At 60.4% G+C, this 10,744-nt stretch carries 12 protein-coding genes; 7 read left to right on the top strand and 5 right to left on the bottom strand.

Annotated elements, in window-relative coordinates:
- The first annotated feature begins 182 nt into the window (after window positions 1-182).
- Window positions 183-815 carry an efflux system transcriptional repressor EmhR gene (emhR, locus tag ACWR1S_RS27630; protein WP_007917080.1) on the top strand — a complete coding sequence of 211 codons (633 nt, stop codon included), beginning with the start codon at window positions 183-185 and terminating at the stop codon, window positions 813-815.
- A gap of 476 nt (window positions 816-1,291) precedes the next feature.
- On the opposite strand, the gene ACWR1S_RS27635 is transcribed toward emhR, so the two are convergent.
- The 3 genes from ACWR1S_RS27635 to ACWR1S_RS27645 are packed head-to-tail and all read right to left on the bottom strand — an operon-like array spanning window position 1,292 to window position 3,873.
- Window positions 1,292-2,341 (bottom strand): alkene reductase, encoded by a 1,050-nt coding sequence (locus tag ACWR1S_RS27635; RefSeq protein WP_016982805.1) that lies wholly within the window; start codon window positions 2,339-2,341, stop codon window positions 1,292-1,294.
- 28 nt (window positions 2,342-2,369) lie between these two features.
- Window positions 2,370-3,536 (bottom strand): MFS transporter, encoded by a 1,167-nt coding sequence (locus tag ACWR1S_RS27640; RefSeq protein ID WP_454565715.1) that lies wholly within the window; start codon window positions 3,534-3,536, stop codon window positions 2,370-2,372.
- Between the two features lie 34 nt (window positions 3,537-3,570).
- On the bottom strand, window positions 3,571-3,873 hold the full coding sequence (locus ACWR1S_RS27645) for an ArsR/SmtB family transcription factor (RefSeq protein WP_007917068.1): 303 nt from the start codon (window positions 3,871-3,873) through the stop codon (window positions 3,571-3,573).
- A 170-nt stretch (window positions 3,874-4,043) separates the two neighbouring features.
- On the opposite strand from ACWR1S_RS27645, the gene ACWR1S_RS27650 reads away from it, so the two are divergent.
- Entirely contained in the window at window positions 4,044-4,628 is a 585-nt protein-coding gene (locus ACWR1S_RS27650) for an acyl carrier protein phosphodiesterase (RefSeq protein WP_454565716.1), read from the top strand.
- 104 nt (window positions 4,629-4,732) lie between these two features.
- Here ACWR1S_RS27650 and ACWR1S_RS27655 read toward each other — a convergent pair whose 3' ends face one another.
- The gene (locus ACWR1S_RS27655) at window positions 4,733-5,527 is read right to left on the bottom strand and encodes a lysophospholipid acyltransferase family protein (RefSeq protein ID WP_454565717.1); all 795 of its coding nucleotides are present in this window, start codon (window positions 5,525-5,527) and stop codon (window positions 4,733-4,735) included.
- The gene (olsB, locus tag ACWR1S_RS27660) at window positions 5,527-6,282 is read right to left on the bottom strand and encodes an L-ornithine N(alpha)-acyltransferase (RefSeq protein ID WP_007916280.1); all 756 of its coding nucleotides are present in this window, start codon (window positions 6,280-6,282) and stop codon (window positions 5,527-5,529) included. The genes ACWR1S_RS27655 and olsB overlap by 1 nt, the downstream gene beginning before the upstream one ends.
- A 153-nt stretch (window positions 6,283-6,435) precedes the next feature.
- Here olsB and ACWR1S_RS27665 point away from each other — a divergent pair, with 153 nt between their 5' ends.
- The 5 genes from ACWR1S_RS27665 to ACWR1S_RS27685 form a co-directional block, all read left to right on the top strand.
- Window positions 6,436-7,314, top strand: a complete 879-nt coding sequence (locus tag ACWR1S_RS27665) for an acyl-CoA dehydrogenase (RefSeq protein WP_454565718.1) — start codon at window positions 6,436-6,438, stop codon at window positions 7,312-7,314.
- A 166-nt stretch (window positions 7,315-7,480) separates the two neighbouring features.
- Complete coding sequence (locus ACWR1S_RS27670; RefSeq protein ID WP_454565719.1) at window positions 7,481-8,560, top strand: serine hydrolase domain-containing protein; 1,080 nt, start codon at window positions 7,481-7,483, stop codon at window positions 8,558-8,560.
- Window positions 8,557-8,853 (top strand): amidase, encoded by a 297-nt coding sequence (locus ACWR1S_RS27675; RefSeq protein WP_454565720.1) that lies wholly within the window; start codon window positions 8,557-8,559, stop codon window positions 8,851-8,853. Before ACWR1S_RS27670 ends, ACWR1S_RS27675 begins: the two co-directional genes overlap by 4 nt.
- A 181-nt stretch (window positions 8,854-9,034) precedes the next feature.
- Window positions 9,035-9,625, top strand: coding sequence for a YceI family protein (locus ACWR1S_RS27680; RefSeq protein ID WP_007916295.1), 591 nt, complete (start codon window positions 9,035-9,037; stop codon window positions 9,623-9,625).
- A gap of 1 nt (window position 9,626) precedes the next feature.
- Window positions 9,627-10,744, top strand: a 1,118-nt coding sequence (locus ACWR1S_RS27685) for a phospholipase D-like domain-containing protein (protein WP_454565721.1), incomplete at its 3' end; no start/stop codon positions are given.

The following is a 10,744-nucleotide window of genomic DNA, read 5'->3' on the forward strand; positions in this document are numbered from 1 at the left end:
TAAGGAATATACTTACGTTCATGGTTGTTTGTAAATACCTTTGCCGCGTACCCAGCCCGTTACAAAAGTCGTTGCAAGGTTTGAAATTGTAGGCCGGGGAGCTGATCCGTGAGAGATCGCCCCCTCTTTATTCAGCGGATATTCAGCCATCCCTGAAACATCCTGTTTGAGGTTTTACTGTCATGGTCCGTCGTACCAAAGAGGAAGCTCAGGAAACCCGTAGCCAGATTCTGGAAGCGGCGGAGAAAGCCTTTTATGAAAGGGGCGTTGCGCGCACGACCCTGGCGGATATCGCAGCCCTGGCCGGCGTCACGCGCGGTGCCATTTACTGGCATTTCAGCAACAAGGCCGACCTGGTGCAGGCGATGCTCGATTCGTTGCGTGAGCCGCTGGATGAACTGGCCAGAGCCAGCGAAAGTGAAGACGAGCTCGATCCGCTGGGCTGCATGCGCCAACTGCTGATTCATTTGTTTCATCAAGTTGCGCTGGACCCGAAAACCCGGCGTATCAACGAAATTCTGTTTCATAAGTGCGAGTTCACCGATGAAATGTGCGATCTGCGTCAGCAGCGCCGGGACGTCAGCCTCGATTGCAACGAGCGCATCGCTCTGACGTTGCGTAATGCGGTCAATCGCGGCCAGTTGCCGGAAGATCTCGACACCGCCCGCGCGGCCATCAGCATTCACAGCTATATCGATGGCCTTCTGTATGGATGGCTTCTGGCGCCGGATAGCTTTGAGCTGCATGCCGAGGCCGAGCGTTGGGTCGATACAGGGTTGGATATGCTGCGCCTGAGCCCCAGCCTGCGCAAATGAAACAAAATGCGTAATTGGCACAGCTTATGTCAATTGGCCTGCTTTTATATAGCTTCGCAGCGGGGGGAGTTTAAACGTAGCGAGCCAGGCATTTTGTAGGGAATTTGTGTCTTCTGTGTGAATGAGTGTGAGCCGCTTGCCCTCACCCTAGCCCTCTCCCAGAGGGAGAGGGGACTGACCGAGGTGTTCTTGCGAGATACGCCGACCTGAAAAATCCAGTCGAACTCAGGTTTCGAACATTCCCCGATCTGCCCCCTCTCCCAGAGGTAGGGGGGACTGACCGAGGTGATCGTTCGAGATACGCCGACCTGAGATATCAGGTCGAACTCCAGATTTGAAAAGCACACAGATCGGCCCCCTCTCCCTTGGGAGAGGGCTGGGGTGAGGGGCTGCGTACTAAAAAGCGCAATCAATCTCCCGGCGAACACAAAAAAGCCCCCGACTCTCACAAGTCGGGGGCTTTGTGTTTCTGCTACTTACAGCGCTGGATAGTCGATATAACCGACCGGGCCTTTGCCGTAGAAGGTTTCCGGGTGCGCATCATTAAGCGGCGCATCCGTCTTCAAACGAGCCGGCAGATCCGGGTTGGCAATGAACGGCACACCAAACGCCACCGCGTCAGCCTTGCCGCTGGCCAGCCATTCATTGGCGCTGTCTTTGGTGAACTTCTCGTTGGCAATGTACGGGCCACCGAAAGCTTCTTTCAATTGCGGGCCGAGACTGTCGGCGCCTTCTTTCTCACGGGAGCAGATGAACGCGATGCCGCGCTTGCCCAGTTCACGAGCCACGTAAGTGAAGGTTTCCGCAAGATTGTCGTCACCCATGTCATGGGAGTCGGCGCGCGGTGCCAAGTGCACACCGACACGGCCAGCGCCCCACACTTCGATCGCGGCGTCAGTCACTTCCAGCAGCAGACGCGCACGGTTTTCCAGCGAGCCACCGTAGTTGTCGGTGCGCTGGTTGGTGCTGCTTTGCAGGAACTGGTCGAGCAGGTAACCGTTGGCGCCGTGGATTTCCACACCGTCGAAACCGGCGGCTTTGGCGTTCTCGGCACCTGTGCGGTAAGCGTCGACGATGTCGGCGATTTCAGCGGTTTCCAGAGCGCGCGGGGTTGGGTAGTCGGCCAGCGGACGCACCAGGCTGACGTGACCTTTAGGCTGGATCGCGCTCGGTGCCACCGGTGCTTCACCGTTGAGGTACGACGGGTGGGAAACCCGGCCAACATGCCACAGTTGCAGGAAGATCTTGCCGCCAGCGCCGTGAATGGCTTTGGTGACGTTGGCCCAGCCACGCACTTGATCGTTGGACCAGATGCCCGGGGTGTCCGGGTAGCCAACACCCATTGGCGTCACCGACGTGGCTTCGCTGAGGATCAGGCCGGCGGAAGCGCGTTGTACATAATATTCAGCCATCAGCGCGTTTGGCACGCGGCCTTCGTCGGCGCGGCAGCGGGTCAGCGGGGCCATGATGATGCGGTTGGCCAACTCGATGTCGCCCAGTTTGATCGGATCAAAAATAGTTGCCATGTCTACAACCCTCGTAAGTGGAAAGTAATCAGTTAGTTGCCGGGGCCAGATCGGCATTGCCGTTCTGACGGAAAGTGATCAGGGTCACCAGCAGGGCGAGCACTGCCAGGGCGGCGGCTGCGAGCGGCACACTGGTCAGGCCGTAGCCGTGGGCGATGACGCTGCCGCCGACCCAGGCGCCGAGGGCGTTGCCGACGTTGAAGGCGCCGATGTTCAGGGTCGACACCAGATTCGGTGCGGCTTTGCCGAAGGTCACCACGTTGACTTGCAGCGCCGGTACGGCGGCGAAACACGCGGTGGCCCAGAGGAACAGGGTGATTTCGGTCGGGATCAGCGCGACGCTGGTCCAGGTCAGTACCGTGGAAACCACGGCCATGGCGATGAACACGCCGATCAGCGTCGCGGCCATGCCTTTGTCGGCGAGTTTGCCGCCGATGATGTTGCCGACCGTCAGGCCCAGGCCGATCAGCATCAGCGTCCAGGTCACGCCACGTGGCGACACGCCGGTGACTTCGCCGAGCAGTGGGGCGACGTAGGTGAACAGGGTGAATACCGAAGCGGCGAACAGCGCGGTCATGCTCAGCGACAGCCAGATCCCGGCACCTTTGAGGGCGGCGAGTTCGGCGCGCATGTCGAGTTTTTCTTCGTCACGCTTGGCAGGGAGGAAGCGGATCAGGCCGATCAGCGCAATCACACCAATGACGGTGACGGCCCAGAAGGTCGAACGCCAGCCGTATTGCTGACCCAGCGCAGTGCCCAGCGGCACGCCGAGCACGTTAGCCAGGGTCAGGCCGGTGAACATCAAAGCCACCGCCGAAGCACGCTTGTTGGCTGGCACCAGATTGGCCGCCACCACCGAGCCGATGCCGAAGAAGGCACCGTGACACAGCGCGGTGATCACACGGGCAAACATCAGCACGTTGTAATCACTGGCAATCGCACAGAGCAGGTTGCCGACAATAAAAATGCCCATCAACGCGACCAGCGCTGCTTTACGCGGCAGTTTGGCGGTGGCCAGCGCCATGAACGGCGCACCGATGGCCACGCCTAGGGCGTAACCGGTCACCAGCCAGCCGGCGCCGGGGATCGACACACCGAGGTCGGCCGCCACATTAGGCAGCAGGCCCATGATGACGAATTCGGTGGTGCCGATGGCGAAGGCGCTCAAGGCGAGGATGAGTAGCGAGAGGGGCATGCAGGTTTCCTTGTCGGCTGGCTGACGTTAAGGGTCAGAGCTCTTTACTGAGGGTGCTGAGGAACGCCTGGATCACGTCCTCGTTACGTTTGAAAAAATGCCACTGACCGGCCTTCTGGCTGCTGATCAGACCGGCGCGTTGCAACGTCGCGAGGTGCGCAGAAACAGTCGACTGCGACAGGCCGCAGCGTTGATCGATCTGCCCGGCGCAGATGCCGTACTCGTGGTTGTGCAACTGTTCCGGAAATTCGTTCTTCGGGTCTTTCAGCCAGTTGAGGATGTCTCGCCGTACTGGGTGCGCCAGGGCTTTTATTATTTCGTCGAGGTCGAGGTTCATGGCAGGGTGCTCACAATGTGTACAACGCTATATCGCGATGTAGCGAAATATAAATCGTTAGATCGCGATACACCAATATGATTTTGATCTGACGTCAGCATAAATTGGTATATCGCGTTATAACGATACGTGGGTGTATGGCTTATGGGCCGCAGTGCTAAGCTGCGCCCATGAACTATCTCGCACATTTACACCTCGGTGGCCAGCGCCCCGGGCAACTGCTCGGCAGTCTGTATGGCGATTTCGTCAAAGGCCGGCTGCAAGGGCAGTTTGCGCCGGAGGTGGAAGCGGCCATTCAACTGCATCGACGGATTGACGTGTTCACTGACCGCCATCCGTTGGTGGACATCGCCTTGGGGCGCTTTTCCGACACGCGCCGACGTTATGCCGGGATCGTGCTGGATGTGTTTTTCGATCATTGCCTGGCGCGGGACTGGACGCTGTATGCCGATCAGCCACTGGAGGTTTTCACCGCTGATGTGTATCGAGTGCTGTCCCGTGAACCGCAATTGCCCGAACGGCTGGCGAAGATCGCCCCGCACATGGTTGCCAATGACTGGTTGGGTTCCTATCAGGAGTTTGAAGTGCTGGAGCAGGTGTTGCGCGGGATCTCGCGGCGACTGACCCGGCCGGAAGAATTGGCGGGGGCGATGCAGGAATTGCGGCGGTTGTATGAGCCGCTGAGTGACGACTTCCGCTTGTTCTACCCACAACTCCAGGACTTCGCCCAATCCCCCCATACACAGAAAATCTAATGTAGGAGTGAGCCTGCTCGCGATAGCGGTGTGTCAGTCGACATTAGTATTGACTGACACACCGCTATCGCGAGCAGGCTCACTCCTACAGGGGATTTGTGTTTTCAGGCGGCAATCAATTCGCCGGCGCGACGCGGTTCGGCCGGTTTCGCCACTTCGCCAAACAACGCCTTCTGCACCGCCTGCTGCGCTTCAAACGCCAGCGCCGCACGCTCACGCCCCTGACAGGCAATCGGCTTGAGCAGGTGCACTTCGACATTGCCGCAGTCATTGCTGAACAAACGCATCAGGTGCGAGAGCAGATCGTCGTCACCAATAAACGGCGCCAGCGCATCGATTTCGCCATCGCGCAGATAACGGATCGCCACCGGTTGCAGCATCACTTCGGAATCAATCGCCGCCGCCAGTAAGCGACCATGAAAGGTACGCAGCGAACGACCATCGGTGGTGGTGCCTTCCGGAAACATCAGCAACGCATGATCGGTCTGCAAGTGACGAGTCATCTGCTTGCGAATCAACTGGCTGTCGCCCGAACCGCGACGGATGAACAGGCTGCCAGCCTTTGCCGCGAGCCAACCGGCCACCGGCCAGGTGCGCACTTCGGCCTTGGACAGAAACGACAGCGGCGTGAGCATGCCGAGCAATGGAATATCCGTCCACGACACATGGTTGCTGACCCACAGCATTGGCTGCTTCGGCAGCTCACCGTGCACCGTCACGCGAAAGGGCAGGGCGTTGCTCAGGCGCGCCATGAAGAAGCGCGACCAGCGCTGACGCCGCTCCATCGAATGTGCCAAACCAATTCGTTCGAATACGCCGAAGACGCTGGCCATGGTCAGGCCCAGCGACACCACCAGCAGCACCCGCGCGATCCGCGCGTACACCCGCAACCGGCTCATTACACGGCCGCCTTGAAGTGCTTGGCATAGCGCGGGCAGAGTTCGTCGCGTTTGAGCAGGATAAACACGTCGGCGACCTGGAAATCTTCGTCCCAGCATGGTTCGCCGCAAATCTTCGCGCCCAGGCGCATGTAGGCCTTGAGCAGTGGCGGCATTTCGGCGATCACGTTGGACGGAATATCCAGCGTCGGCAGTGGATTTTTCGGCTCGGCGCGCAGGTGTTCGGTGCACAGATAACGTTCGCGCAGGCGCTGCATGATCGCGTGGGCCTGAATGCCGCCGTCCTGCATCGGGATGCTCGCGCAACCCATCAGATAGCTGTAGCCGCCCTGATTCAATACTTCCGCCAACTCGCCCCACAACACCGCGATGGTGCCGCCGTTGCGGTACGCCGGGTCGACGCAGGTGCGGCCGATTTCGAGGATCGGGCCTTGCAGGTGCGCGAGGCCGTGCAGGCTGAATTCTTCTTCACTGTAGAACTTGCCGAGGCTGCTGGCGGCGGTGTGATCGAGCAAACGCGTGGTCGCGACCAAACGGCCGGTGTTCAAGTCACGCACGCCGATGTGGCTGCAGTGAACATCATAATCATCCATGTCCAGACCCAGTTCCGCGCCTTTCAGCTTGGCGTTGAACTCGCCGCTGAAGACGTTGAAACGCAAGGCCTGGGCTTGCTGCAAGGCCTCGGCGCCGATCAGGCGTTCGGCTTGCAGGCGGCGTTCATTGCCGGTGTCGCTGATGCGGGCGATCTGAGTCATGTGAATCTCCGTACGGGCCTTTAACCCGTCGTGGGTTGCAGCCGATCGACTTTCTTTATGCCGCTGTGTTGTGCAAAGTCAGGCTATGTAGCCCCGGTGTCATCGCCATGAACGTTCGGTGATGCTTATATGACAGCCCACGAGGAGCCTCTTATGCCCTGGCCAGATCTGCTGCACAGCCGTGAACGATTGCCCGCCGTTGCTGACCTGGCCGAGGGTTTTGCGGCGTTGTTGCATCTGTTGGGCAACGTCACCCCGTTCGAATTGGCGGTCGCGGGCGGGCGGCGGATGGCGACGCCAGGGTTGGCGTTTCTGGTCGGATACCAAGCGGCATTGCGCATGTTGTGGCCGAGTGCACCGCTGAGCCTTGGCGCTTTGTGTGCGACCGAACAGCGCAGTTTGCGTCCGGCGGACATGCAGACGCGGCTGAGTGAATTGCGCCTGAGCGGGCGCAAGGATTTCGTCACCGCCGGCGATGCTGCTGACTGGTTGTTGATTGCTGCGCGCAGTGAAGACCCAGGTGAGACGCCACGTTTGAGTCTGGCGGTGGTGTATCCCGGCGAGCCCGGTGTGACCGTGGAAAAACTGCCGGCGCTGCCGTTGATGCCGGACATCAGTCATGGTCGGCTGCAGCTTGATAACGCGTTATGCGAGTTGTTGGCCGGCGATGGTTGGGACGCCTACGTCAAACCGTTCCGTACGCTTGAGGACGTCTATGTATTGAGCGCGATGACCGCTTGGCTGTATGGCGTCGGGCAGGACAGTGACTGGCCGCAGGCGCTGCAATTGCGCTTGCTGGCATTGTTGGCCGGGTGCGCGGAGGCGAGCCGGCAGCCACCGAACAATCCGGCCGGGCATGTGTTGTTGGCTGGGTTGTTTGCGCAGTTTGAGGCGCTGGAGGGGGAGGTGAGTCAGGCCTTGGCTGACGGGCCGGCAGAATGGGCGCAGATGTGGCAACGCGATCAAGGCGTGATGCAGTTGGCCTCCGGCGCTCGGGCAAAGCGTCTGGCCAAGGCTTTGGCTGCGGGCTGAAGGGCCTCATCGCGAGCAGGCTCACTCCTACAGTTGATCGAGTTTCTTCAATTGAAATGCGATCCCCTGTAGGAGTGAGCCTGCTCGCGATAGCAATCTAAATAACACCGCATACTTGTCATCAACCCCAACTAGTCTCACCAGGTTCATTCCCAGAGCCCTCATCATGTACAAAGGCCTGTCGCTGTTTCTGCTGCTGATCAGCTTCACCGTCCACGCCGAACAATGGCCCGCTGAACAATGGTCAACCGGCCCGAAGGTCACCGGTCCGGCCGTCGAGGCGCTGGAGAATTACGCTTTCCCACCCCGCGATGACAACACCCGCCAAGGCCTCCGCACCGATGCCCTGCTGATCATCCGCGACGGCCAGATCCTCTACGAACGCTACGCCGGCCCGACCACCGAGCACACCCCGCACCTGACCTGGTCAATCAGCAAAAGCCTGATGGCCACCGTCCTCGGCGTGGCGTACGGCGAAGGCCTGTTCAAACTCGAAGATCCGGCCGTGCAGTTTTACCCGCCACTGAAACAACACCCGACCATAAAAATCGCCGACCTGCTGCACTGGGCCTCCGGCATCGACTGGCAGGAATACTACGAATACGCCCCACTGAAATCCTCGGTGGTGGCGATGCTTTACACCCGTGGTCATCGCGACATGGCCGCGTTCACCGCTAACCACGACAGCTACGCCGCTCCCGGGCAGGCGTTCCGCTATTCCAGCGGCGACAGCAACCTGCTCGCGGCCGCGTTGAAAAATATCGTCGGCCCGCAGCGTTATGCGGATTACCCGTGGGCGGCGTTGTTCGAGCCGTTGGGCATTCGCCACGCCGTTTGGGAAACCGATACCAGCGGCACGTTTGTCGCGTCGTCTTACGCTTACCTGACGGCAAGGGATCTGGCGCGCGTCGGGCTGTTGATGGCCCGTGACGGGCGCTGGAACGATCGGCAATTGCTGCCCAAGGACTGGGTCGACTTCAATCGGCAGCCCTTCGCCGGCTACAAGGCTCATCAGGATGAAGCGGTGCCCGGCGGTCAGTGGTGGCTCAATCGCCCGGCCGATGGCGCCGAGTCACCGTGGCCCGACGCGCCGCCAGACACCTTCGCCGCGCTTGGCCACTGGGGCCAGGCGCTGTACGTGATCCCCAGCGAGAAACTGCGGATGGTGCGCTACGCCGATGATCGCGATGGCAGCTACCGCCATAACGAACTGCTCAAACGCGTGCTGAAGGCGGTGCGGCCATGAAGCGCTTTTTGTTGTTGCTGCTTGTTTTGCTGCTCGGCTGGATCGGCTACGAGCGCGAAAATCTGTGGGCCTTCCCCGACATCATCAGCGCCTACACTGCCAAGGAATATTGTTCGTGCCGCTATGTGATGAACAACGACGCCGAGTATTGCCGTGGTTATGTGAAGCAGTGGCTGCCGACCAGCCAGTTCACCGATGACCCTGCCAGCAAAACCATCACCGTCAGCGGAATGGGCCGCAGCAATCGCGCCCAGTGGCAAAGCGAACGGCAAGGCTGCCGCCTCAGCCTTTGATGTACGCGGTTCCCCTGTAGGAGTGAGCCTGCTCGCGATGGCGGTATCAGTTCCAACATGTTCTTCGAATCTAAGTGCGCTATCGCGAGCAGGCTCACTCCTACAGAGTTAGATCTTCAGTTTGCAATAACGGCGGGGGCGGTTAAGGTTCGTGCAGGTTTATCGGCCCCACGAGTGTTCAATGTTCAACCGCTCCCTCTGTGCAACCCTGTCCAGCCTGCTGCTCGCCGCTGTCGCGCTGCCGGCGCAGGCCAATTGGTACCTGGACGGCGAGTCGTCGCGGCTGTCGTTCGTCAGCACGAAAAACGCCAATGTCTCCGAAGTGCAGCGCTTTCTGGTGCTGCATGGCAAGGTCGATCCTAACGGTCGCGCCGAAGTCGAAGTCGAGCTGGACTCGATCAACAGCGGCATCCCGCTGCGCGACGAGCGCATGCGCAAGGAGCTGTTCCAGATCGAGCAATTCCCCGAAGCGACCATCACCACCCAGATCGACCTGCGCCCGATCAACGATCTGGCCCCCGGCGCGCAGCTGGAGTTGCGTCTGCCACTGACCGTTAACCTGCACGGCAAACAACATGAATATCCTGCCGAGTTGCTGGCGACGCGTCTCGATGACCGACGCTTTCAAGTGGTCACCCTTGAGCCGCTGGTGATCAACGCCGAGGATTTCGACCTCGTGCCGGGGCTGGAAAGCCTGCGCAAACTCGCCGATCTGTCGGCCATCAGTCTGTCGGTGCCGGTGGGTGCGGTGCTGATCTTCACGGCGCGCTGACATGCGCGGCGCGGTGTTTCCGTGGCGGGACGGCAACCGTTTCGAGCTGCTGATCGACGGCCCGCAATTCTTTCCGCGCATGCTTGAGCAGATTGCTGGCGCGCAGGAGCAGATTGAACTCGAACTGTATCTGGTCGAGGCTGGCGCCTGTGCCGAAACCATCGTGCAAGCGCTGGTGCTGGCGGCCGAACGTGGCGTGCGGGTGCGCTGCCTGTTCGATGATTACGGCAGCCTGGCATTCACCCTCAATCTGCGCCAGCGCCTGACCCATGCCGGTGTCGAACTGCGTTTCTACAATCGGCTGAACTGGCGGCGCTGGGTCGGTAATTTCTATCGTGATCACCGCAAATTGTTGCTGGTCGATCAGCGCCTGGCGGTGGTCGGCGGTACTGGCGTCACTGATGAGTTCTGGACGCCGGGCCACGACACCAGCGAGTGGCACGAAGTGATGGTCGAAATCAGCGGCCCGTTGGTGATCGACTGGCAATTGCTGTTTGATCGTCAGTGGATTGCCAACCGCTATCGCCGCGCCTGGCGCCCGGCCGCGCATTTCGGTCTGCCGCGTTTGCCTCGTGTGCCGGACAAGGGCGAGGGCATGGGCCGCGTGGCGTATGCCGATGCCCGCCAGCATCGCGACATTCTGCAATCGCTGTTCCGCGCTTTGAACAGTGGGCAAAAACGCATCTGGATGGCCACACCGTACTTCCTGCCAACGTGGAAAATCCGCCGCTCCCTGCGCAAGGCGGCGGCGCGTGGTGTCGACGTGCGCCTGCTGCTGACCGGGCCGCGTACCGATCACCCGTCGGTGCGTTACGCCGGGCATCGCTACTACCCGCGACTGCTCAAGGCCGGGGTGCAGATCTTCGAATACCAGCCGTGCTTTCTGCATTTGAAAATGGTGCTGGTGGACGATTGGGTGAGCATCGGTTCGTGCAACTTCGACCACTGGAACCTGCGCTTCAATCTGGAGGCGAATCTGGAGGCGCTGGATCCGTCGTTGACGGCAGCGGTGGAGGCGAGTTTTGTGAAGGACTTCGGGCTGAGTCAGCAGGTGAGTCTGGAGGAGTGGCAGCGCCGGCCGTTGTGGCGGCGGGGGGAGGCGGGGGGGGGGGGGGGGGG

Source organism: Pseudomonas sp. AIG, from assembly GCF_977020205.1.